Below are 22,735 nucleotides of genomic sequence, written 5' to 3' on the forward strand. Positions count from 1 at the left end.
GGTGTTCAGCGGGTGGTGGGGCTCGGGAGTCCGTCGGTGATGGGCGGGGGAAGATTCGGATCCACGGTCTCGGTGGTGCCGTCAGAGGATGCAGCGGTGTCGTCCTCCGTCGCGGCGACCGGCGTCTTCTGCTCGAGCAGTGCGTTGTGCACTGCGCCGGTGCCCTTCGGATCGATCGTGGACAGGCCGTCCGCGCCGGTGTTCGCGCCCAGAACGGCGGAATCGCTCAGACGCAGGTACGACGCCGAGCCGGCGACGACCATCCCCAGCTCTGCCGCCTTGATCGCGAGCAGCTGCGGGGAGCTCGTCCCCGCCAGCTCGTCCTCCAGCGCGCTCGCCTGCAGGTCCAGCTCACGCTGCTGCGACGTCAGTTCCGCCAGTTCGAAGGAGTCGTGGGTGATCGCGAGCGACAGTCCGATCTGCGCGATGCCGATCGCTGCCGCTCCCCCCAGCGCGATGAGTGCGTACGCGAGCTTCGGCTTGCCCCGCCGTGCCGGAGCGGTGACGGGCTTCAGCCTCCGTGGCGCGCGCGGCGCGGGAGCGATCGGTTCGGGCAGCATCGCTGCAGTCGCCTGGCGGCTCATGCTGCCTCCCGGATTCGCTCGGCGGCGCGCAGTCGCACCGGAATGGCTCTGGGGTTGCGGGCCTTCTCCTCGTCGCTCGCGAGCTCGGCCCCCTTGGTGATGGTGCGGAAGCGCGGCGCATGCTGCGGAAGCTCGACGGGGAGGCCTGCGGGAGCGGTGGAGGCGGATGCCGCGGCGAAGGCCTGCTTCACGAGGCGGTCCTCGAGCGACTGATAGCTCATCACGACGATCCGTCCGCCGACGGCCAGTGCGTCCATCGCCGCGGGGATCGCATCGGCGAGCACACTGAGCTCGGAATTGACCTCGATGCGCAGCGCCTGGAACACGCGTTTGGCCGGGTGACCGGCGCGCTGCGCGGCGGCCGGTGTCGCGGCCTGGAGCAGGTCCACGAGATCCTGCGAACGCACGAGGGGCTTCGCGTCACGGGCCTGCACGATGAAGCGGGCGTAGCGGGCGGCGAGCTTCTCCTCGCCGTAGCGCTCGAAGATGCGGCGGAGGTTGCCCTCGCTGTACGTCGCGAGGACGTCGGCCGCTGTCGTGCCCTTCGTCTGGTCCATGCGCATGTCCAGCGGAGCATCCTTCGAATAGGCGAACCCGCGTTCGGCCTCATCGAGCTGCAGAGACGAGACGCCGAGGTCCATCAGGATGCCCGACGCGCCATGCGCGTGGATCCCGATCTCGTCGTACACCGTGTGCACGAGCGTGATCCGGTCCGCGAAACGCTCGAGCCGCTGCCCGGCGATGCGCAGGGCGTCGGTGTCGCGATCGAGACCGATCAACCGGATGTTGTCGAATCGTTCGAGCAGCGCCTCGGAGTGCCCGCCCATGCCGAGCGTCGCGTCGACGAGCACCGCTCCGTCGTGCTGCAGGGCGGGTGCCAGCAGCTCGATGCAGCGCTCGAGGAGGACCGGGGTGTGGATGTCGCGAAGGTTCATGATCTTTCGGGTGACCTTCGACTCTGATCCCCCTCCGCTTCTCGACCCGGCACCGGGGAAGTGTGTCGGGGCGGGAGCGGCGGGGCATCACAGTCGAGGTCAGAAGAGTCCCGGAATCACCTCCTGTTCGAGTTCTGAGTAGTTGTCCTCGCCGGCGGCGAGATAGTCGTTCCAGGCCGCGGCATCCCAGATCTCGGCGTGCGCGCCGACACCGGTGACGATGAGCTCCTTCTCGAGCCCCGCGTACTGGCGGAGGTGGCCGGGGATGGTGATGCGGTTCTGGCTGTCGGGCATCTCCGCGCTCGCTCCCGAGAGGAACATGCGCAGGAAGTCGCGTGCCTGCTTGTTGCTGAGCGGTGCTTGCCGGATCCGCTCGTGCATGGCCTCGAACTCGGCCGTGCTGAAGACGTACAGGCATCGTTCCTGACCACGGGTGACGACGATGCCGCCACCGAGGTCTTCGCGGAACTTCGCCGGCAGGATGACTCGGCCCTTGTCGTCGAGCTTCGGTGAATGCGTTCCCAGCAACATCGGCCATCACCCCCTCTGTGTCCGGCCAACTTCGAGGTGTCCCCCACTTTACTCCACTTTGCTCCACTTTCATATGAGCAAACGAGTAGAGCATGGCATATCTCGCACCGCGGCCGTCAGAGAGCCCCGAGATTCCGGGCACGATCAGCGGGAGACGGCTGTGGAGGAAGGTGGAGGGAGATCGCGCCTCAGGCGCGTCGGCGAGGCATCGAACGCTGCCCGGACAAAGAAAAAGCCCGGATGCTCAATGCATCCGGGCTGTGAAAGCGGAGAGGTCAGCGACCGTCTTGGCGACGATCCCATCGGTCGTTCATACGATCCATGAATGAAGCCGAAGTCTGTGGCGGCTTCGTCGACGCTCCGGTCTTGGGACGAGGGGTGCCACCGACTCGACGTACCGGTGTGGCTGCGAGGATGACGCCCGCCACCATCGCGGCGAACCCGATCACTCCGACGATGATGCTCGCGACAGCGCCGAGCTGGCCGCCGAGCGCCACACCGGCGACGAGAGCGCCGATGCCGACGAGCAGCAGGACGGCTCCGTACACGAGGTTGCGGTAGCTGAGCGTGCGATCGCCGGAGGGCGCGGTTACGATGTCTGCGTCGTTGTGCAAGAGATGGCGTTCCATCTCGTCGAGCAGACGCTGCTCCTGTTCAGACAGTGGCATGACGCCCCCCTTGGTTCAGTGTCTTTCATTCTACGCTCGCAGAACCGCCGAGGCTAGTTATCGGCTGAGAACCTAAGCTGATTATCGTGCCCTCCTCCACGCCTGTCCAGGACGCCGTCTCCGTTCGGTTGGATCGTTTCCTCGCCGCCCTCGGATCGCAGTCGGAGGAATACGGTCCGGATGCCGCGATGTTCATCGCCTCCGCGGCGGCCACGCTGCGCGGCGGCAAACGATTGAGAGCTCGGTTCTGCCACGCGGGCTGGCGCGCGGTGGCTCGATTCTCCGATCGTGACGCCGTCGGGACGGACGCCCTGTGGGATCTCTGCGCCGCCCTGGAGATCTTCCAGTCCGCCGCGCTCGTGCACGACGATCTGATCGACAACTCGGACACCAGGCGCGGACGCCCTGCGGCGCACCGCGCGCTCGAGCAGCAGCACAGGTCGCTCGCCTGGTCGGGGGACGCAGAGTCGTTCGGGCGCGCCGCCGCGATCCTCCTGGGGGATCTCCTCGTCGCGTGGAGCGACGACCTCCTTGAGCAGGCGTTGTCGGATGCCGTGCACGCCCCGGCCGTGCGCAGCGAGTACGCCCGCATGCGTCGCGATGTCACGACCGGCCAGTTCCTCGACATCGCCGAGGAATCGGCGTGGGCGGTCAACCCGGTCGCGGAGCATGCTGATCGTGCACTGCGCGTGGTGGCGCTGAAGTCGGCGCGGTACAGCATCGAACAGCCCCTTCTGCTCGGCGCGCTGCTCGCGGGCGCTGATGGTGCTCAGCAGGAGTCGTTGCGCCGTTTCGGGCGCCCGATCGGCATGGCGTTCCAACTGCGCGACGACGTGCTCGGCGTGTTCGGCGACCACGCCGTCACGGGGAAGCCCGCCGGTGACGACCTGCGCGAAGGCAAGCGCACCGTGCTCATCGCCTTCACCCGCGAGCGGTTGGATGCATCAGCGCGCCGCCTGCTCGACGAACTCCTCGGCGATCCGACGCTCACCGCGGATCAGGTGTCGTCCTTGCAGGCGACGATCGCAGAATCCGGGGCGCTGGCCAGGGTCGAAGAGCTGATCACCTCATATGCGCAGGAGGCAGACCGCGCCCTTTCCGGGGCACGACTCGACAACGCGGCAGTCGGCGAGTTGCGCGATCTCGCGCGCGCGGCGACCGTCCGCTCGGCCTGACCCCGCTCAGGCGAGGGTGCGTGCGACGCGGCGCACTGCGCTCTTGTGTCCGTCGAGGAGCGCTGCGATCGGCGTCCGTCCGAGCTCTTCCTCTTCAGAGAACAGCCAGTCGATCACCTCGTCATCAGTGAAACCGGCGTCCGTGAGGACGATGATCGTGCCGCGCAGCGACGACAACGGGTGACCGTCGACGATGAACTGCGCTGGTACGCCGAAGACGCCGTTCCTGCTCGATCCGACCAGGTACTGCTCGGAGATCATCCGACGCACGCGACCCAGCGGCTCGTCGAGCCTCTCGACGAGTTCGGGCATCGTCAGCCACTCGATGGCCGTGGGTTCAGGGGCAGTCTCAGACACGTCTCGACTATCTCACCTTCGGCGTCCCATCGCACATCAGAACTTCTATCACTTCAGTCACATCAGTCACTTTGATTGACATCTGTATACATACGTGTCAGCGTTTCAGGGTCAGCAAAGGGGGGAACCTTGAGACCGAACACGATGAACAGCCATGCCGGATACGTCCAGCTCGGCGTTCCCGCTGCCGTCCTCGGCGTGCTCGCAAGCGCGATCGCTGCCGCGCCGGCCCACGCCGCGGTACCCGCTGAGCGCGGCTCGGAGAGCCGGCTCACCGCACTGCCGCGGGTACTGCCCGCCACCACGAATCCGACGAACTACACCGTGCAGGACGGCGACACCGTCTTCTCGATCGCGCAGCGCTTCGGACTGCGAACGGTCGATGTGCTCACCTGGAACGGTCTCGGCTGGCGCTCGGTGATCTACCCGGGTCAGACGCTCAGGGTGACGGCGCCGGCCTCCGCTCCCGCTCCTGCCGCGCCCGCTCCTGCCGCCCCCGTTTCCACTTCAACGACGCACACGGTGGTGGCAGGCGACACGATCTTCGCGATCGCGCAGAAGCACGGAACGTCCGTGGCGTCGATCTTCGCCGCCAACGGACTGAGCAGCGCGTCGGTGATCTATCCAGGGCAGACGATCACGATCTCCGCAGCGCCCGCCGCGGCACCGGCGCAGACCACGGCTCCCGCCGCCGTCACGCCGAAGCCCTCGGGCGCGACGCACACGGTCGTGGCGGGCGACACCGTCTTCGCCATCGCGCAGAAGCACGGAGTGTCGGTCAGCACGATCTACGCGGCGAACGGCCTGAGCGCCGCGTCGATCATCTACCCGGGGCAGAGCATCGCCATCTCGGCGCCTGCGCCGGCGGCCACGACCGCGCCCGCCGCATCCGCGCCGGCCCGGACGGCTGTGCTCAACGCACCTCAGGCGGAGAACGCCGCGATGATCATCCGCATCGGGCGCGAGCTCGGCGTGTCCGATCGCGGTATCGCGATCGCCCTGGCGACGTCCATGGTCGAGTCATGGCTGCGCAACCTCGACTGGGGAGACCGCGACTCGCTGGGCCTCTTCCAGCAGCGGCCGAGCACTGGCTGGGGCACGGCAGATCAGATCATGGACCGCGATCGCAGCATCCGCGTCTTCTACGGCGGCGCGCACGACCCCAACGGGACGACGACACGAGGCCTTCTCGACATCGCTGGCTGGGAGGGCATGGCCTTCAAGGATGCCGCGCAGGCCGTGCAGATCTCGGCCTACCCGGACCGCTACGCCCAGTGGGAGGCTCAGGCCTACGAGTGGATCGCGCTGTATGGCTGATTCCCAGCCGATCCGATCGCCCAAAGGGTGAGCCGCTCCGCGGTCTGTCAGCCACTTATTCATAGACTCTGTACGTGACGACCAATCAGCAGGCTGATCCCCTCATCGGGCGGCTTGTCGACGGCCGCTATCGCGTGCGTGCCAGGATCGCTCGCGGCGGAATGGCCACGGTCTACGTGGCGACAGATCTGCGTCTCGAACGCAGGATCGCGCTGAAGGTGATGCACGGCCATCTCAGCGATGACTCGGTGTTCCAGAGCCGGTTCATCCAGGAGGCGCGCGCGGCCGCGCGGCTCGCCGACCCGCACGTCGTCAACGTCTTCGACCAAGGCCAGGACGGCGAACTCGCCTACCTCGTCATGGAATACCTTCCCGGCATCACCCTGCGCGAGCTGATGCGCGAGCAGCGTCGGCTCACGATCGCGCAGACCATCACGATCATGGACGCGATCCTCGCCGGCCTCGCAGCAGCGCACAAGGCGGGCATCGTGCATCGCGATGTGAAGCCGGAGAATGTGCTGCTCGCCGAGGACGGCCGCATCAAGATCGGCGACTTCGGCCTCGCCCGCGCCACGACGGCGAACACCGCGACGGGCCAGCAGCTGCTCGGCACCATCGCCTACCTCGCCCCCGAACTCGTCACCCGCGGCACCGCAGACGCGCGCAGCGACATCTATGCGCTCGGCATCATGCTCTACGAGATGCTCGTCGGCGAGCAGCCGTACAAGGGCGAACAGCCGATGCAGATCGCCTTCCAGCACGCGACTGAGTCAGTGCCGCGCCCGAGTGCGCGCAACCCCGGTGTGCCGGAGCAGCTCGACGAACTCGTGCTGTGGTCGACCGAGAAGTCGCCGGACGAGCGCCCGAACGACGCGCAGGAGATGCTCGATCGACTGCGCGAGATCGAGCGGTCCCTCGGCGTCTCCCCCGCGGCCGTCACGACGGCGACCACGCCGATCCGCTCGCAGGGCGATTCGGGCGACCTGACCAAGGTCATGCCGTCGACGATGGTGATCGACGATGCACCGGCGCAGGCGCCGTCACAGCCGCTCGACAACGCGACCGTGCTGCGACGGCGCACGTCGAAGCGCCGTGCGCGCGGAGCATTCCTGCTGGCACTCGTTCTGCTGCTCGCGGTCCTCGCCGGTGGCGTCGGCTGGTGGTTCGGGTCAGGACCCGGTTCGCTCGTCGGCGTGCCTCCGGTGGCGGGTCTCAGCTACGAGGATGCCTCAGCGGTGCTCACCGAGGAGGGCTTCGCCCCCGTGCAGGGCGAAGAGAGTTCGACCGACGTCGCAGCCGGCATCGCGATCCGCAGCGATCCCGAAGAGGGCGTGCGGCTCGACAAGGGCACTGAGGTCACCGTTTTCATCTCCACCGGACCCGCGGAGCATGCTCTCGAGGCGCTCAACGGCAAGAGCGCCGACGAAGCACGCGCCTATCTGGCCGATCTCAACATCACGGTGTCCGATGAGGATCTGCTGCTGTACTCGAGGGCCGACGAAGGCATCGTCATCAATGCGAGCGTCACCCCGCGCGCAGGAGGCGACGCGTACGAGTGCGGTGAGGGATGCTCGGCGTTCGAGGCCGACACCGTCGACCTGATCGTCTCCCTGGGCGGCCTGCCCGACGTCGTCGGCATGACGGCCGACGAGGCGTCAGCGGCGCTGGGCGAGAAGGACATCGCTACGACGACGGTCGAAGAGTTCCACGATTCGGTCGAACAGGGTCGCGTCATCAGCACCTACGAACGCGAAGGCGGCGCGAACTGGCGCCCCGGCGACACCATGACGCTCGTGATCTCGAAGGGGCCCCAGCTCTTCGAGGTGCCCGACGTCACCGGTCAGAATCGTGACGACGCGGCGAACACCCTGCGTGACGCCGGCTTCGAACCCACATGGAACCCGCTGTGGACCCCGTTCCCGAACGGTCTGACCGAGGTCACCGGCACCGACCCCGCCGCGGGCACCATGCGCAGGGCCGGCAGCGAGGTCACGCTGCTGATCCGCAGCGCGCTCTGAGCCCCGACGGCGCCGCCAAGGACGACAGCCCGGGGGACGGCAGCCGGAGGCGACGCCCCGGCCAGCGGCGCAGACTCAGCGCTTCTCGAGCTCCTCTGCCACGAGGAACGCGAGCTCGAGGCTCTGCATGTGGTTCAGTCGCGGATCGCACAGGCTCTCGTAGCGCGTCGCCAGAGCGGCCTCGTCGATGTGCTCCGACCCGCCGAGGCACTCGGTGACGTCGTCGCCGGTGAGCTCGACGTGGATGCCGCCGGGGAAGGTGCCCACCGCGCGATGGGCCTCGAAGAAGCCGCGCACCTCGTCGACCACGTCATCGAAGCGGCGCGTCTTGTAACCGGTGGGAGTCGTGATGCCGTTGCCGTGCATGGGGTCGGTCACCCAGAGCGGCTGCGCACCTGACTCGCGCACCGCTTCAAGAAGCGGGGGAAGCGCGTCACGGATCTTGCCCGCCCCCATGCGGGTGATGAACGTGAGACGGCCCGGCTCGCGGTTCGGGTCGAGCTTGTCGATCAGCGCGAGTGCGGTCTCAGGGGTCGTGGTCGGCCCGAGCTTCACGCCGATGGGGTTTCGGATCTTCGAGAAGTAGTCGACATGCGCGCCGTCGAGGTCGCGCGTGCGCTCCCCGATCCACAGGAAGTGGGCCGAGGTGTTGTACGGCGTGTCCGTGCGCGAGTCGATGCGCGTCATCGGGCTCTCGTAGTCCATCAGCAGACCCTCGTGGCCGGTGAAGAACTCGACGCGCTTGAGCTCGTCGAAGTCCGCGCCCGCGGCCTCCATGAACTTGATCGCACGGTCGATCTCAGATGCCATCCGCTCGTACCGCTGGTTGGCGGGGTTCTGCGCGAAGCCCTTGTTCCAGGAGTGCACCTCGCGCAGGTCGGCGAATCCACCCTGCGTGAACGCGCGGATCAGGTTCAACGTGGACGCTGCCGTGTGATACCCCTGCAGCAGTCGACCCGGGTCGGCCTGGCGGGAGACCTCGGTGAAGTCATAGCCGTTCACGATGTCGCCGCGGTACGCGGGCAGCGTGATGTCTCCACGGGTCTCGGAGTCGCTGGAGCGCGGCTTGGCGAACTGCCCGGCCATACGGCCCATCTTCACGATCGGCATCGACGCGCCGTATGTGAGCACGACGGCCATCTGCAGCACCGTCTTGATCCGGTTGCGGATCTGCTCGGCAGTGGCTCCCGCGAACGTCTCTGCGCAGTCGCCTCCCTGCAGCAGGAACGCCTGTCCGGATGCCGCGCGTGCGAGGCGGTCGCGGAGGTTGTCGACCTCACCGGCGAACACGAGAGGCGGGAGCCCCGCGATCTGCGCCGACACGTCTGCGACGCGGTCGGCATCGGGCCAGGACGGCTGCTGCTTGATCGGGAGTGCACGCCAGGCATCCAGGGCGGCGTCGAGCTGCTGAGGCATCTTCCCAGCTTACTGGCCGGAGACGCCCCGGTTCGCCGTCAGGAGCGCTGCGGAAGCCGGTCCTTCACAGAGGAGGCGTAGACGTCGTCGTACTGCTGCTCCCCCAGACGCTGGAGCGCGACCATGATCTCGTCGGTGACCGATCGCAGGATGTAGCGGTCGTTCTCCATGCCCTCGAATCGTGAGAAGTCCAGCGGCTCGCCGATGACGATGCCCACCCTGACGATCCGCGGCACGGTGCGGCCGATCGGCATCGCCGAGTCCGTGTCGACCATGACCACTGGGATGACGGGAACCTTCGCTTCCAGCGCCATCCGCGCGATTCCCGTGCGACCGCGATACAGCTTCCCGTCCGGGCTGCGTGTGCCCTCCGGGTAGATCCCGAGCAGGTCTCCTCGGCCGAGCACCTGAAGCCCCGTGTTCAGCGAGGCCTCGGACGCCTTCCCGCCTGAGCGGTCGATGGGGATCTGGCCCGTGGCCTTCATGAAGTACTTCGTGGCCCAGCCCTTGAGCCCGCGCCCGGTGAAGTAGTCGCTCTTCGCGAGGAAGGACATCGGCCGGTCGATCAGCAGCGGGAGGAACACCGAGTCGGACACCGACAGGTGGTTGCTCGCGAGGATCGCGGCGCCGTTGCGGGGCACGTTGCTGCGACCCACGATCCAGGGACGGAAGATCGCCTTGACCACGGGGCCGATCACGACGTACTTCATCAGCCAGTAGAACATCGTCACGAAGTCTATCCCCGGGCTCGGCACCATCCGTCATGACACTCGTGAAAGCGCACTCCAGGAGGCGCGACTGAGTGTCAGCTTTCGCGTGACTCGATTCCAAAATTGACCCGACTCGCGGACGGATGTGCCCTAGACTCAGGGGAAACCCGTGCCCGACCGGTACCGAAGGAGTTGCCGTGGTTCAATTCGAAGTTCCCGCGATCGTCCCTGCTGATCCCGACGCGAACATCACCGACCTGCTCGTGAAGCGCGTCGAAGCGACTCCCGACCGGGCACTGTTCTCGGTGCCGGCCGGCGACGGCTGGAGCGACATCAGCGCCGCCGACTTCCAGACCGCGGTGATCGCCCTCGCCAAGGGCTTCGTCGCCGTGGGCATCCAGCCCGGAGAGAAGGTCGGCTTCCTCGCGCGCACCACGTACGAGTGGACGCTGGTCGACTTCGCGCTGTTCTACGCCGGGGCCGTCATGGTGCCGATCTACGAGACCAGCTCTCCGTCGCAGATCCAGTGGATCCTCGAAGACTCCGGGGCGACCGCGCTCATCGTGGAGTCCGCGGACCACTTCGCCAAGCTCGACGAGGTCCGCGGCGATCTTCCGCTGATCCGCGAGGTGTGGCAGCTGCATCTGGGGGCCATCGACACTCTCACCGCTGCCGGCGTCGCCGTGGAGGACGCGGAGATCGAGCGCCGTCGCAACATCGCCGTCGGATCCGACATCGCGACCCTGATCTACACGTCCGGTTCGACCGGTCGCCCGAAGGGCTGCGTGCTGACGCACAGCAACTTCGTCGAGCTGTGCCGCAATTCCGCCAAGTCGCTCAACGCCGTCGTGGAGACCCCGGGCGCGTCGACCCTGCTGTTCATCACCACGGCGCACATCTTCGCCCGGTTCATCTCGCACCTGAACATCCATGCCGGCGTGCGCACTGGCCACCAGCCGGACACGAAGCAGCTGCTGCCAGCGCTGGGCTCGTTCAAGCCGACCTTCCTCCTCGCCGTGCCGCGCGTGTTCGAGAAGGTCTACAACTCGGCGGAGCAGAAGGCAGAAGCCGGCGGCAAGGGCAAGATCTTCCGTGCCGCTGCCGCAGCCGCGATCGAGCACTCGCGTCTGCTCGAAGAGGGCAAGAAGATCCCCTTCGGTCTGAAGATCAAGTTCGCGCTGTTCGACAAGCTCGTCTACAGCAAGCTCCGCGCGGCCATGGGCGGCAACATCGTCTACGCGGTGTCCGGCTCCGCTCCCCTGGGCCCGCGGCTCGGCCACTTCTTCCACAGCCTCGGCGTCGTGATCCTGGAGGGCTACGGCCTCACCGAGACGACGGCTCCCGCGACGGTGAACCTCGCCGACAAGTCGAAGATCGGCACCGTCGGTCCCGCACTCCCCGGCGTCGGCGTCCGCCTCGCGGACGACGGCGAGATCGAGGTCAAGGGCATCAACGTCTTCAAGGAGTACTGGAACAATCCGGAGGCGACCGCCGAAGCGTTCCACGACGGCTGGTTCCGCACCGGCGACATCGGCAGCTTCGACTCAGAGGGCTTCCTCACAGTCACCGGCCGCAAGAAGGAGATCATCGTCACAGCGGGCGGCAAGAACGTCGCACCGGCCGCGCTCGAGGACCCGATCCGCGCCAACCCGATCGTCGGACAGGTCGTCGTCGTCGGCGATCAGAAGCCCTTCATCTCCGCACTGATCACGCTCGACTCCGAGATGCTGCCGACATGGCTCGGCAACAACGGCCTGCCCGCCGGAATGACGCTGACGGAGGCCTCGAAGAACGAGGCGGTCAGGGCCGAGATTCAGCGCGCCGTCGACATCGCCAACGGCAATGTGTCGCGCGCGGAGTCGATCCGCAAGTTCACGATCCTCGACAAGGAGTGGACAGAGGACAGCGGACACCTCACGCCGAAGATGTCGATCAAGCGCAACGTGATCATGGCGGACTTCGCAGACGAGGTCGCAGCCATCTACGACGAGCCGGTCAACACCACGAACGTCGCGATCGGCGGCTGAATTCGCCGCGACCCCGCTTCATCACCGAGACCCCGCCTTGCGTATGTCAGCAGGGCGGGGTCTCGGCGCGAAGACGGGTCTCGGCGGTGGAACCGCTAGAACCAGTCGCTCTCGCGGACCTCGCGCATCGCGGTCTTGCGGTCCTCCGGCGAGAGCCTGTTGAGGTAGAGCGTGCCGTCGAGGTGGTCCGTCTCGTGCTGCAGCGCCTGGGCGAGCAGCCCCTCACCCTCCAGGACGACCGGGTTGCCGTCGAGGTCAATCCCCTCGACCCTGGCCCACGGATGACGGAGGGCGTCGTGCCAGAGTCCCGGTACGGACAGGCAGCCCTCCCCCGTCGGAACCGGCTCACCGCGCACCTCGGTCAACACGGGATTGAGCACATAGCCGATGTCGCCGTCGATGTTGTAGCTGAACGCGCGCACGGCCACGCCGATCTGCGGGGCCGCGACGCCGGCCCGCCCTGGCAGTTCGACGGTGTCGACGAGGTCGGCCACGAGCGCCCGCACGCCCTCATCGATCTCGGTGATGGGCGCGCACGCCGTACGCAGCACAGGGTCGCCGAAGACCCGGATCTCGCGAACCGCCATCAGGCCGCGCTCGCCCGGAGGCCCTCGACGAGGGAGGCGGCGAGCTCGCGGGCCGCCTGTCGCGTCTCGGGCTGCAGGTTGGCGAACACGATCGCACCGCCGCCCGCGATCTGCGAGTCGTACGGCATCCGCACGACGCTCTTCGCACGCGTGGCGAAGTGCGCCTCGAGCTCGTTGAGCCGCACGAGCGGGCTGCCGGGGGTCGACTGGTTGAGCACGACGATCGACCGTCGGGCCAACTCGGCGTAGCCGTTGGTCTCCAGCCATGTCAGCGTCTCGGAGGCGAGTCGCGCCTCATCGACGCTGAGGCCCGAGACGATGATGAGCTGATCCGCGAGATCGAGGGTCGCCCCCATCACGGAGTGCACGATCCCCGTGCCGGTGTCCGTCAGCACGAGGGAGTAGTAGTGCGCCGCGACGTCGGCGACATCACGGTAGTCGTCATCGCTGAACGCCTCGGCGATGCGCGGATCCGCATCGGATGCGAGCACGTCGAGACGCGTCGAATCGCGGGCCACGATGGACGACACGTCGTGGTATCCCTTGACATCGTCGTGGATGCGTACGAGGTCGCGCACCGACCTGCTGTGCGTGCGCACGATCCGGTCAGCCAGAGTGCCGCGATCCGGGTTCGCGTCCACCGCGATGACCCTGTCGTCACGCGCATCCGCCAGTGCCATCCCGAGCAGCGCCGTGATCGTCGTCTTGCCGACCCCGCCCTTCCGCGAGAGCACAGGCACGAATCGTGCGCCGCCCACGAGCGGTGCGGCGATGCGTGCGGTGAGCGCCTTGCGCTCGCGGGCACGTCGGCCGTCGCCGATGTTGATGCGTCGTCCGGATGCGGCGTACAGGAAGTGGCTCCACGCGCCCTCCGGCTCGGGCTTCGTCACCTGATGCGGATCGAGCAGGCGGTCGGCCGTCAGCAGATCCGCGGACTCGCGAGACGACTCGCCGAGCTGGTCACCGAGCCGTTTGGAGGTCAGGGCCACCTCCGGTCGCGAGACCGCGGGTCGCTGTGCGATCGCGGTCTCTGCGGTCTTCTCGGCCGGATGCTGATCTTCTTGGGAGTTCATCACGGTCTCGCTCTTCGCCTTCTCTGCAGGAACGGATGCCGCCGGCGCCGGAGTCGGGTTCGACGAGGCGTCCTTCTTCAGCGCGGCAGCGATCCATGCCGACGTCGCGCTCTCGCCGCGCGGCCCTGTCTCGCCGTTCCTCGCTTCGCCGCTCTTCGCTTCGCGCGGTGCCACGGCCGATTCCATCGACTTGTCCGCAGACCCATCCTCGGACGCGGCCGCCGGCTCTGCGTCGGGTGCGGAGACGGGCTCGGATGTCGGCTGGGACTCGGTGACCGTCTCGGATGCGATCTCCGACTCAATCGCGGTTGCCGGCTCGGGTGCGGTGTCCGACCCGGATGCCGTTGTCGGCTCTGGCTTCGCCGCAGGCCGAGCACGAGGCTTCTTCTTGGTCTTCGGCTTCGCGGCCGCAGCAGCCGGAGCGGCGGTCGCGGCAGGAGCAGCCGCGATGACGGGGTCGACGATGATCTCGCGGTCCGAATCCGACGTCGCCGCCGGCTCCGCGTCGCGTCCCGGCTCTGATCCCGACTCGGGCTCCGATGCCGCATCCGGCTCTATGACACCCTCGGCGACGTCGTCATCGGCCTCAGGAACCGGCACCGGGTCGGTCGCCGTCGCCGCAGGCTCTTCCGCCGGCAGTTCGATGATGATCCCGATCCGGTCTTCCTGGATCCGGCCGACACGTTCGTCGGCCACCGAGACCGCGGCGGCCTCGAGCGGTGGGTCGACGATGAGTTCCGAGAGGATCTCACCGTCGACCACCGCGTCGTCGACCAGGTCGTCATCCTCATGCTGCGGAAGGGCGACGCTCACCTGCGCCGTCTGCCCGAGTATGCCGATGCCGGTCGTGTCCAACGAGGCGGCCTCGTCGAGCACGCCGCGGCTGTCGTCCTCCGCGGAGTCTGATTCGTTCTTCGGTGTCACTGTGTCACTCCAAGCTTGTGCGAGCGTGTCGCTCGCACAAGATTACTGGGCTGGACGTATGACGACCAAAAGGTCACCCGCATCCACCTGCTGGGTGGCGCCGATCGCGAGCCGCTCCACGACGCCGTCGACGGGCGCGGTGATGGCCGCTTCCATCTTCATCGCCTCGATCGACGCGACCGGCTCACCCGCACGCACGGTGACCCCGACCTCCACCTTGAGCGAGACCACACCCGAGAACGGTGCTGCGACCTGACCGGGCTTGGCGGTGTCGGCCTTCTCGACCTCGTGGGCATCGACCGCGATGGATCGATCCCTCACGAACACCGGGCGCAACTGGCCGTTCAGAGTGGTCATGACCGTGCGCATGCCGCGATCGTCTGCCTCACCGATGGCTTCGAGACCGACGTACAACTGCACACCGCGGTCGATCTCGACCAGGTGCTCCTGGCCCTGCACGAGACCGTAGAGGTAGTCGCTGGTGTCGAGCACCGACAGGTCACCGAAGACCTCGCGCTGCTGGGCGAACTCCCGCGTCGGCACGGGGAACAGCAGCGAGTTCAGTCGTTCGCGTCGCTCCAGGCTCGAGCCGGCCAGAGCCTTCTCGTCGTCGGAGGAGATCTCGGTGAGGCCGAGGCGTACCTCGCGCCCGGCGAGCACCTTGGTCCGGAAGGGTTCCGGCCAGCCGCCGGGGAGGTCGCCCAACTCGCCCGCCATGAAGCCCACGACCGAGTCCGGCACGTCGTACTTCTCGGGGTTCGCCTCGAAGTCCGCAGGATCGGCGCGGACAGCGGCGAGATGCAGCGCGAGGTCGCCGACGACCTTCGACGACGGTGTCACCTTCGGCACACGGCCGAGGATGCGATCGGCGGCGGCGTACATGTCCTCGATGAGCTCGAAGTCGTCCGCCAGACCGAGGGCCTTGGCCTGCTGACGCAGGTTGGAGAGCTGCCCGCCCGGGATCTCGTGGTGGTACACCCGACCGGTGGGGCCGGGCAGGCCGGACTCGAACGGCGCGTACTGGTTGCGCACCGCCTCCCAGTACGGCTCGAGATCGGAGACGGCATCCAGATCGATGCCGCTGTCGCGATCCGTGTGGACCAGGGCCGCCACGAGCGACGACAACGAGGGCTGGCTCGTCGTGCCCGACAGCGGTGCGGATGCCGCGTCCACCGCGTCGACGCCGGCCGCACTGGCCGCGAGCAGGGTCGCGAGCTGTCCGCCGGGGGTGTCGTGGGTGTGCAGATGCACCGGCAGGTCGAAGCGCTCGCGCAGCGCCGTCACCAGCTTGGCCGCTGCGGCCGGACGCAGCAGGCCCGCCATGTCCTTGATCGCGAGCACGTGCGCTCCGGCGTCCACGATCTGCTCGGCGAGGCCGAGGTAGTAGTCCAGCGTGTAGAGGTCTTCGGCAGGGTTCAGCAGATCGCCCGTGTAGCAGACGGCGACCTCGGCGATCGAGGTGCCGGTGGCGCGCACGGCGTCGATGGCCGGCCGCATCTGGGAGACGTCGTTGAGGGCGTCGAAGATGCGGAAGATGTCGACGCCGCTCGTGGCCGCCTCTGAGACGAACGCCTCGGTGACCGCGCTGGGGTAGGGCGTGTAGCCGACGGTGTTCCGGCCGCGCAGGAGCATCTGGATGTTGATGTTCGGCAGCGCGGCGCGCAGCTTGTCGAGTCGCTCCCACGGGTCCTCACCGAGGAACCGGAGCGCGACGTCGTAGGTCGCGCCGCCCCATGCTTCCACCGACAGCAGTTCCGGGGTGAGACGGGCGAGGTAGGGAGCGGCAGCGACGAGATCGCGTGTGCGCACGCGGGTGGCGAGCAGCGACTGATGCGCGTCGCGGAACGTGGTGTCCGTGATGGCCAGCGCGCTCTGTGCGCGCAGGCTCGCGGCGAAGCCCTCCGGCCCCAGCTCGAGCAGTCGCTGACGGGAACCCGCGACCGGCTCGGCGTGCAGATCGATGGACGGCAGTTTGGTCACGGGATCGGCGACACCGGGGTGCGCACCGTTCGGCTTGTTGACGGTGACGTCGACCAGCCAGTTCAGCAGCTTCGTTCCCCGGTCCTTCGAGACCCTGCCCTGGAGCAGGTCGGGGCGCTCGTCGATGAACGACGTGCTGACGTCCCCGGAGACGAAGGCCTCGTCTGCCAGCAGCGCTTCCAGGAACGGGATGTTCGTCGAGACACCGCGGATGCGGAACTCCGCCAGTGCACGACGCGCACGGCCGACCGCGGCTTCGAAGTCGCGTCCGCGGCAGGTCAGCTTGGAGAGCATCGAGTCGAAGTGGGGACTGATCTGCGCTCCCTGGTGCACGGTGCCGCCGTCGAGGCGGATACCGGCACCGCCGGGCGAACGGTAGGTCGTGATCTTCCCCGTGTCGGGGCGGAATCCCTGTGTGGGGTCCTCGGTCGTGATGCGGCACTGCAGCGCAGCGCCGCGCAGACGGATGTCGCCCTGCTGCAGACCGAGGTCTGCGAGGGACTCGCCGGCGGCGATCCGCATCTGGGACTGCACCAGGTCGACGTCGGTGACCTCTTCGGTCACCGTGTGCTCGACTTGGATGCGCGGGTTCATCTCGATGAAGACGACCTCACCCGTGCGCTCCCCCGCTGTCTCGAGCAGGAACTCCACGGTTCCGGCGTTCTCGTAGCCGATCGATCGGGCGAACGCGATCGCGTATCCGTGCAGAGCGGTGCGGATGCTGTCGTCCAGGTTCGGCGCCGGCGCGATCTCGACGACCTTCTGGTGCCGGCGCTGCACCGAGCAGTCGCGTTCGAACAGGTGCACGGTCTCGCCGGTCTTGTCCGCGAGGATCTGCACCTCGATGTGACGGGGGCGCACGACCGCCTGCTCCAGGAACATCCGGGCGTCCCCGAAGGCGCTCTCCGCTTCGCGCATGGCCTCGGCCAGCGCGGGGGCGAGTTCGCCCTTCGTCTCGACGCGGCGCATGCCTCGGCCACCACCACCGGCGACGGCCTTCGCGAAGACCGGGAAGCCGATGCCGTCGGCTTGGGCGACCAGCTCCTCCACGTCGGATGACGCCTCGGTGGACCGCAGCACGGGGACTCCGGCCTCGATCGCGTGATGCTTGGCCTCGACCTTGTTGCCGGCCATCTCGAGCACCTTCGACGGCGGTCCGATGAAGACGATGCCGTTCGCCGCGGCCTTCTCGGCGAGTTCGGGGTTCTCCGAGAGGAATCCGTATCCGGGGTAGATCGCGTCGGCTCCCGATTCGAGAGCGACGCGGATGATCTCGTCGACGTCGAGGTAAGCGCGCACGGGGTGGCCGCGCTCACCGATCTCATACGCCTCATCGGCCTTGAGCCGATGCTGCGAGCCCCTATCCTCATACGGGAACACCGCGACCGTGCGCGCCCCGACTTCGAACGCGGCTCTGAACGCGCGGATTGCGATCTCACCGCGGTTGGCCACAAGGATCTTCTGGAACATGCACACCTCTGATGACTCGTTGTACGCCGTTTACGACGCTCACGGGGCGGGGCTGAGTGTTCTCCAAGCCTAGGGGACGGTAACGTGGTGTCCGTGCACGTACTCAGCGTCAGCTCTCTCAAGGGAGGCGTCGGCAAGACGACCGTGACTCTCGGACTGGCCTCAGCGGCTTTCGCCCGAGGCGTCCGGACCCTCGTCGTCGACCTCGACCCGCAATCCGATGTGTCCACAGGCATGGACATCCAGGTCGCCGGACGACTCAACATCGCCGATGTCCTGGCGAACCCGAAGGAGAAGGTCGTCCGACAGGCGATCACCTCCAGCGGCTGGGCGAAGGTGCACCCCGGCACGATCGATGTGCTCATCGGCAGCCCTTCCGCCATCAACTTCGACGGCCCGCACCCGAGCGTGCGCGATGTCTGGAAGCTCGAGGAGGCACTGGCCGCGGTCGAGAGCGACTACGACCTGGTGCTGGTCGACTGCGCACCGTCCCTGAACGCCCTCACCCGCACGGCATGGGCCGCAAGCGACCGCGTCATGGTGGTCACCGAGCCCGGACTGTTCTCCGTGGCGGCCGCCGACCGTGCGCTGCGCGCGATCGAGGAGATCCGTCGCGGCCTCTCCCCCCGCCTTCAGCCGCTCGGCATCGTCGTCAACCGCGTGCGCCCGCAGTCGATCGAGCACCAGTTCCGCATCAAGGAACTGCGCGACATGTTCGGCCCGCTGGTGCTGTCCCCTCAGCTGCCGGAGCGCACCTCGCTGCAGCAGGCGCAGGGCGCGGCCAAGCCGCTGCACATCTGGCCGGGAGACTCCGCTCAGGAGCTCGCAGCCGACTTCGACCTTCTCCTGGACCGGATCATCCGCACTGGCCGCGTGCCGGTGCCGGAGGCCGGACCTCAGGCCTGAGCGGCACCGTACGAAAAACGCGCCCGGCGATGCCGGGCGCGTTTTTTGATGCGAGGTATCAGGCGCTGCGCTTCGCGCGGCGCGCGCCGAGCTCGTCGACGGGGTCGGGCGCGGTGGGGTCGAACTCCACGAGGGTCGATTCGACCTCGCGCAGCACCTTGCCCACGGCGATGCCGAAGACGCCCTGGCCGCGGCTGACGAGGTCGATGACCTCGTCGTTCGACGTGCACAGGTAGACGGACGCGCCGTCGCTCATCAGAGTGGTTCCGGCCAGGTCGCGGATGCCTGCGGCACGCAGCTGCTCGACCGCGATGCGGATCTGCTGCAGTGAGATGCCGGTGTCGAGCAGACGCTTGACGAGCTTGAGCACGAGGATGTCGCGGAAGCCGTACATGCGCTGCGATCCGGATCCGCTCGCGCCGCGGACGGTGGGCTCGACCAATTCGGTACGTGCCCAGTAGTCGAGCTGACGGTACGTGATGCCGGCGGCGCGAGCGGCGACCGCACCGCGGTACCCGACCTCGTCATCCATCGCGGGCAGACCGTCCGTGAAGAGGAGTTCGGTGACGAACCGCGGGTCGCCTGACAGCTCATCCGCATTCATATGAAGTCCTCCCTGAAGCAATTAACTCCACGCTAGAGCAGTGCCCCGGCACCGGCAATGACATCCGCCCATCGGCGAAGGTGTGTCGCAACCAGTTCGTTACGAAAGCACTCGGGTGAGGGCTTCCCTGACGAAGAGCGAGCGCACTTCGTCGATCTTCGTCGCGAGCTCGGGCGCCATCTCGCGCGCCTTGCCCCTGGATGTGGCATCCGTTCGGCGCAGCAGAGCTGACATCGCCGATTCGATCAGCGACACCTCGCGTTCCGCGCTCTGACGCAGCGTGCGCAGGTGACGCGGCTCGATCCCGTGGCGGTCGAGCGCGACGAGGCCGCGCAGCAGGGTGACCGTCGTCTCCGGATACGTCTCAGCCGCCGCGATGATGCCCGTGCTGATGGCGTCGTTCAGGATCTGCGGGCCTGCTCCGGCTGCCGAGAGCAGCTCATCGCGCCGATAGCGCCTCGGCGCGGGGGTGATCGACGGCGGTGGCGGGAACGCGGCTGCGGAGTCACCGTTCGCCTCGGCCTCGTCCAACTGCTCGCGGATGACGCTCAACGGCAGGTAGTGGTCGCGTTGCAGGGTGAGCCCGAGGCGCAGCCTGTCGATGTCCGCCTGCGAGAACTTGCGGTAGCCGGAGTCGGTGCGCGACGGGCTGACGATGCCCTGCACCTCGAGGAAACGCAGCTTGCTGGAGGTGAGATCGGGGAACTCTGGAGTGAGGCGGGCGAGTACCTGACCGATACTCAGAAGACCCGCGGACGCAGAGCGATCGCGGGCGTGAAGCGCCACCATCAGTCGTTCGCCGCCGGGAGGTCAGCGGTCGAGGCGAAGAAGTTCAGCCGGAACTTGCCGACTCGCAGTTCGTAGCCGTTCTCCAGTGTGCTGCGATCGACGCGCTCACCGTTGACGTACGTGCCGTTGAGCGAGCGCTGATCGGTGATCTCGAAGGTATGGCCGTTGCGGGTGATCTCCGCGTGACGACGCGAGACGGTGACGTCGTCGAAGAAGATGTCGGCCTCGGGGTGACGCCCGATGGTGGTGACGTCGGTGTCGAGCAGGTAGCGGGCCCCCGCCAGCGCGCCGGAGCGGACGAGCAGTAGTGCGGATCCGGCGGGCAGTGCCGCGATCGCTGCCTGCTCCACGTCGGTGAGCTCTGCGCCGAAGGGCACGAAGGAGAGATCGGAGTCGTGTCCGAAGGTCTGCGTCGCGTCGTGCCTCTGTTCGCCGCCGCGATGAATTGCGGCGTCGCCTGCTGATCGGCTGTCGTTGTCTGTCACGGTGGCCCTCCTCGTGAGTCCAGACTAACTGATCACACGCCGCCGCCGGGAGGGTCTGTGCGAGTCAGCGCTCACACACCGGGGTTTCCTATGCTGGGACTGTGCGCACCCTCACAGTTCGACGTTCCCCCGCCCCGATCCTGCTGGCTGCGACGCTGCTCGCCGCCGTCCTCGTGCTCTTCGCGTGGCCCCAGCCCGCAGCGGCCCATGACGCCCTCATCGACTCGAACCCGGCCGCGGACTCGACCGTCGAGACGCTTCCCGACGAGCTCTCACTGACCTTCAGCGCCGCACTCATCGGCGGCGACGGCTCCACCGACGTCGTCGTGACCGACGCCGAGGGCAACGATGTGACCGACGGGGAGGCGACTCTGGACGGCGCCATGGTCGTCCAGCCGCTCGCCTCGGGCGGAACCGCTGGTCAGTACCACGTGATCTGGAAGGTCGTCTCCAGCGACGGGCACCCGACCTCCGGCGAGTTCGGGTTCAGTGTGAGCACCGGTGCGGCAGGAGATGCGCCGCCTGCTGCGGAGCCGACGACCGAGCCGGAAGAGACCACGACGGCCGCCCCCACGGTGCCGGCGGACGAGGATCCGAGCATGACCTCGGGGTTCTCGATCTCCGCGCCCTGGATCATCGGCGGCGCAGTGGTGCTGCTGATCGCGGCGTTCATCATCTTCATGGTCATCCGCGGCAGGCGCGGATCATCGGAACCTCGTTCCGATTCCGACGCCCCTGCAGAGCGATAGGCTTTAGACATGCCACATTTCGACGTCGTCATCCTCGGCGCGGGCCCCGGCGGGTACGTCGCCGCGGTCCGCAGCGCACAGCTCGGTCTGAAGACCGCGGTCATCGAAGAGAAGTACTGGGGCGGTGTCTGCCTCAACGTCGGCTGCATCCCCTCCAAGGCTCTCCTGAAGAACGCAGAGCTCGCCCACACGCTGAACCACAAGGCCGAGTTCTTCGGCATCTCCGGTGAGTTCACGATCGACTTCGGCAAGGCGTTCGACCGCTCGCGCGAGGTCGCCAACGGCCGGGTCAAGGGCATCCACTTCCTCATGAAGAAGAACAAGGTGACCGAGTTCGACGGACGCGGAACCTTCACCGGCCCGAAGGCCATCTCCGTGGCCAAGGCCGATGGCACGACCGAAGAGGTCACGTTCGACAACGTGATCATCGCGACCGGCTCGAAGGTGCGCCTGCTGCCAGGCGTCGAGCTCAGCGAGAACGTCGTCACGTACGAGGAGCAGATCCTCAGCCGCGAGCTGCCCGACTCGATCGTCATCGTCGGCGCGGGCGCCATCGGCATGGAGTTCGCCTACGTCCTCACCAATTACGGCGTGAAGGTCACGATCATCGAGTTCCTCGACCGCGCACTCCCCAACGAGGATGCGGACGTGTCGAAGGAGATCACGAAGCAGTACAAGAACTACGGCGTCGACATCCTCACCTCCACCAAGGTCGAGAAGGTCGTCGACAACGGCTCGTCCGTCACGGTCACCTACACCGGCAAGGACGGCAACCAGGCCTCGATCGAGGCCGGCAAGGTGCTCATGTCCGTCGGCTTCGCGCCGAACGTCGAGGGCTTCGGACTCGAAGCGACCGGTGTGAAGCTCACCGAGCGCGGCGCGATCGACATCGACGACCACATGAAGACGAACGTCGACGGGATCTACGCGATCGGCGACGTCACCGCGAAGCTGCAGCTCGCGCACGTCGCGGAGGCACAGGGTGTCGTCGCGGCCGAGACCATCGGCGGGGCAGAGACCCAGACGCTGGGCGACTACCGGATGATGCCGCGTGCGACGTTCTGCTCTCCGCAGGTCGCCTCGTTCGGCCTCACCGAGCAGCAGGCCAAGGACGAGGGCCGCGAGATCAAGGTCTCCACCTTCCCGTTCATGGCCAACGGCAAGGCCCACGGCCTCGGCGAGCCCGTGGGCTTCGTCAAGCTGATCGCGGATGCCGAGCACCTCGAGCTCATCGGGGCGCACATGATCGGCCCCGACGTCTCCGAGCTCCTCCCCGAGCTGACGCTGGCGCAGAAGTGGGATCTCACCGCTCTCGAGCTCGCCCGCAACGTGCACACGCACCCGACACTGTCGGAGGCGCTGCAGGAGGGCTTCCACGGCCTCGCCGGCCACATGATCAACTTCTGATCGGCCCGCACAGACCGGACAAG

Annotated in this window: 20 protein-coding genes; 7 read left to right on the forward strand and 13 right to left on the reverse strand. The window is 67.5% G+C overall.

The annotated features are described in order from the left end of the window. Positions 1-5 precede the first annotated feature (5 nt). The 4 genes from ACYVG2_RS15585 to ACYVG2_RS15600 all read right to left on the reverse strand — a co-directional run bounded on the left by ACYVG2_RS15585 (position 6) and on the right by ACYVG2_RS15600 (position 2,718). Positions 6-584, reverse strand: a complete 579-nt coding sequence (locus tag ACYVG2_RS15585) for a hypothetical protein (protein ID WP_460781810.1) — start codon at positions 582-584, stop codon at positions 6-8. After that, a complete protein-coding gene (rsmH, locus tag ACYVG2_RS15590) occupies positions 581-1,519 on the reverse strand; it encodes a 16S rRNA (cytosine(1402)-N(4))-methyltransferase RsmH (RefSeq protein WP_460781811.1) in 939 nt (312 codons plus the stop codon). The genes ACYVG2_RS15585 and rsmH overlap by 4 nt, the downstream gene beginning before the upstream one ends. Positions 1,520-1,618: 99 nt before the next feature. Beyond that, entirely contained in the window at positions 1,619-2,050 is a 432-nt protein-coding gene (mraZ, locus tag ACYVG2_RS15595; RefSeq protein ID WP_230103047.1) for a division/cell wall cluster transcriptional repressor MraZ, read from the reverse strand. Between the two features lie 275 nt (positions 2,051-2,325). Continuing rightward, complete coding sequence (locus ACYVG2_RS15600; RefSeq protein ID WP_448965942.1) at positions 2,326-2,718, reverse strand: DUF3040 domain-containing protein; 393 nt, start codon at positions 2,716-2,718, stop codon at positions 2,326-2,328. A gap of 86 nt (positions 2,719-2,804) precedes the next feature. Between ACYVG2_RS15600 and ACYVG2_RS15605 the strand changes: the two genes are divergently transcribed. Next, positions 2,805-3,893: a polyprenyl synthetase family protein gene (locus ACYVG2_RS15605; protein ID WP_460781812.1), complete on the forward strand. Its 1,089-nt coding sequence runs from the start codon at positions 2,805-2,807 to the stop codon at positions 3,891-3,893. A 6-nt stretch (positions 3,894-3,899) separates the two neighbouring features. Here ACYVG2_RS15605 and ACYVG2_RS15610 read toward each other — a convergent pair whose 3' ends face one another. Next, the gene (locus tag ACYVG2_RS15610; protein WP_448965944.1) at positions 3,900-4,250 is read right to left on the reverse strand and encodes an Rv2175c family DNA-binding protein; all 351 of its coding nucleotides are present in this window, start codon (positions 4,248-4,250) and stop codon (positions 3,900-3,902) included. A gap of 129 nt (positions 4,251-4,379) precedes the next feature. Here ACYVG2_RS15610 and ACYVG2_RS15615 point away from each other — a divergent pair, with 129 nt between their 5' ends. Continuing rightward, positions 4,380-5,567 carry a LysM peptidoglycan-binding domain-containing protein gene (locus ACYVG2_RS15615; RefSeq protein ID WP_460781813.1) on the forward strand — a complete coding sequence of 396 codons (1,188 nt, stop codon included), beginning with the start codon at positions 4,380-4,382 and terminating at the stop codon, positions 5,565-5,567. Between the two features lie 74 nt (positions 5,568-5,641). After that, positions 5,642-7,585 (forward strand): Stk1 family PASTA domain-containing Ser/Thr kinase, encoded by a 1,944-nt coding sequence (gene pknB / locus ACYVG2_RS15620; protein ID WP_460781814.1) that lies wholly within the window; start codon positions 5,642-5,644, stop codon positions 7,583-7,585. A 75-nt stretch (positions 7,586-7,660) separates the two neighbouring features. On the opposite strand, the gene ACYVG2_RS15625 is transcribed toward pknB, so the two are convergent. Then, positions 7,661-9,001, reverse strand: a complete 1,341-nt coding sequence (locus ACYVG2_RS15625) for a class II 3-deoxy-7-phosphoheptulonate synthase (protein WP_448965947.1) — start codon at positions 8,999-9,001, stop codon at positions 7,661-7,663. A 38-nt stretch (positions 9,002-9,039) separates the two neighbouring features. Beyond that, complete coding sequence (locus ACYVG2_RS15630) at positions 9,040-9,726, reverse strand: lysophospholipid acyltransferase family protein (protein WP_448966164.1); 687 nt, start codon at positions 9,724-9,726, stop codon at positions 9,040-9,042. Between the two features lie 182 nt (positions 9,727-9,908). On the opposite strand from ACYVG2_RS15630, the gene ACYVG2_RS15635 reads away from it, so the two are divergent. Further along, on the forward strand, positions 9,909-11,738 hold the full coding sequence (locus ACYVG2_RS15635; protein WP_460781815.1) for an AMP-dependent synthetase/ligase: 1,830 nt from the start codon (positions 9,909-9,911) through the stop codon (positions 11,736-11,738). A 95-nt stretch (positions 11,739-11,833) separates the two neighbouring features. Here the strand turns inward: ACYVG2_RS15635 and ACYVG2_RS15640 are convergent, their stop codons facing one another. The 3 genes from ACYVG2_RS15640 to ACYVG2_RS15650 are packed head-to-tail and all read right to left on the reverse strand — an operon-like array spanning position 11,834 to position 17,772. After that, positions 11,834-12,325 carry a peptide deformylase gene (locus ACYVG2_RS15640; protein ID WP_460781816.1) on the reverse strand — a complete coding sequence of 164 codons (492 nt, stop codon included), beginning with the start codon at positions 12,323-12,325 and terminating at the stop codon, positions 11,834-11,836. Then, the gene (locus ACYVG2_RS15645; protein WP_460781817.1) at positions 12,325-14,322 is read right to left on the reverse strand and encodes a MinD/ParA family ATP-binding protein; all 1,998 of its coding nucleotides are present in this window, start codon (positions 14,320-14,322) and stop codon (positions 12,325-12,327) included. Before ACYVG2_RS15645 ends, ACYVG2_RS15640 begins: the two co-directional genes overlap by 1 nt. A 42-nt stretch (positions 14,323-14,364) precedes the next feature. Next, entirely contained in the window at positions 14,365-17,772 is a 3,408-nt protein-coding gene (locus tag ACYVG2_RS15650; RefSeq protein WP_460781818.1) for a pyruvate carboxylase, read from the reverse strand. A gap of 93 nt (positions 17,773-17,865) precedes the next feature. Between ACYVG2_RS15650 and ACYVG2_RS15655 the strand changes: the two genes are divergently transcribed. Next, a complete protein-coding gene (locus tag ACYVG2_RS15655; protein WP_448966165.1) occupies positions 17,866-18,678 on the forward strand; it encodes a ParA family protein in 813 nt (270 codons plus the stop codon). Positions 18,679-18,736: 58 nt separating this feature from the next. Here ACYVG2_RS15655 and ACYVG2_RS15660 read toward each other — a convergent pair whose 3' ends face one another. From ACYVG2_RS15660 to ACYVG2_RS15670, 3 genes are all read right to left on the reverse strand, one after another. Beyond that, positions 18,737-19,282, reverse strand: a complete 546-nt coding sequence (locus ACYVG2_RS15660) for a MerR family transcriptional regulator (RefSeq protein ID WP_460781819.1) — start codon at positions 19,280-19,282, stop codon at positions 18,737-18,739. Between the two features lie 99 nt (positions 19,283-19,381). Beyond that, the gene (gene ftsR / locus ACYVG2_RS15665; RefSeq protein WP_448965953.1) at positions 19,382-20,071 is read right to left on the reverse strand and encodes a transcriptional regulator FtsR; all 690 of its coding nucleotides are present in this window, start codon (positions 20,069-20,071) and stop codon (positions 19,382-19,384) included. Beyond that, positions 20,071-20,556, reverse strand: a complete 486-nt coding sequence (locus ACYVG2_RS15670) for an FHA domain-containing protein (protein ID WP_460781820.1) — start codon at positions 20,554-20,556, stop codon at positions 20,071-20,073. Before ACYVG2_RS15670 ends, ftsR begins: the two co-directional genes overlap by 1 nt. Positions 20,557-20,657: 101 nt before the next feature. Between ACYVG2_RS15670 and ACYVG2_RS15675 the strand changes: the two genes are divergently transcribed. Together ACYVG2_RS15675 and lpdA are read left to right on the forward strand one after the other, a co-directional pair. Then, on the forward strand, positions 20,658-21,305 hold the full coding sequence (locus ACYVG2_RS15675; RefSeq protein ID WP_460781821.1) for a copper resistance CopC family protein: 648 nt from the start codon (positions 20,658-20,660) through the stop codon (positions 21,303-21,305). Positions 21,306-21,314: 9 nt separating this feature from the next. Next, positions 21,315-22,712 (forward strand): dihydrolipoyl dehydrogenase, encoded by a 1,398-nt coding sequence (gene lpdA, locus ACYVG2_RS15680; RefSeq protein WP_460781822.1) that lies wholly within the window; start codon positions 21,315-21,317, stop codon positions 22,710-22,712. Positions 22,713-22,735 lie beyond the last annotated feature (23 nt).

The organism is Microbacterium shaanxiense (assembly GCF_054779995.1).

What these genes read in the sequence shown, in the direction of transcription:
- ACYVG2_RS15585 (WP_460781810.1), bottom strand. Translation starts at nt 584, where the DNA reads ATGAGCCGCCAGGCGACTGCAGCGATGCTGCCCGAACCGATCGCTCCC.
- rsmH (WP_460781811.1), bottom strand. Translation starts at nt 1,519, where the DNA reads ATGAACCTTCGCGACATCCACACCCCGGTCCTCCTCGAGCGCTGCATC.
- mraZ (WP_230103047.1), bottom strand. Translation starts at nt 2,050, where the DNA reads ATGTTGCTGGGAACGCATTCACCGAAGCTCGACGACAAGGGCCGAGTC.
- ACYVG2_RS15600 (WP_448965942.1), bottom strand. Translation starts at nt 2,718, where the DNA reads ATGCCACTGTCTGAACAGGAGCAGCGTCTGCTCGACGAGATGGAACGC.
- ACYVG2_RS15625 (WP_448965947.1), bottom strand. Translation starts at nt 9,001, where the DNA reads ATGCCTCAGCAGCTCGACGCCGCCCTGGATGCCTGGCGTGCACTCCCG.
- ACYVG2_RS15630 (WP_448966164.1), bottom strand. Translation starts at nt 9,726, where the DNA reads ATGTTCTACTGGCTGATGAAGTACGTCGTGATCGGCCCCGTGGTCAAG.
- ACYVG2_RS15640 (WP_460781816.1), bottom strand. Translation starts at nt 12,325, where the DNA reads ATGGCGGTTCGCGAGATCCGGGTCTTCGGCGACCCTGTGCTGCGTACG.
- ACYVG2_RS15650 (WP_460781818.1), bottom strand. Translation starts at nt 17,772, where the DNA reads ATGTTCCAGAAGATCCTTGTGGCCAACCGCGGTGAGATCGCAATCCGC.
- ACYVG2_RS15660 (WP_460781819.1), bottom strand. Translation starts at nt 19,282, where the DNA reads ATGAATGCGGATGAGCTGTCAGGCGACCCGCGGTTCGTCACCGAACTC.
- ftsR (WP_448965953.1), bottom strand. Translation starts at nt 20,071, where the DNA reads ATGGTGGCGCTTCACGCCCGCGATCGCTCTGCGTCCGCGGGTCTTCTG.
- lpdA (WP_460781822.1), top strand. Translation starts at nt 21,315, where the DNA reads ATGCCACATTTCGACGTCGTCATCCTCGGCGCGGGCCCCGGCGGGTAC.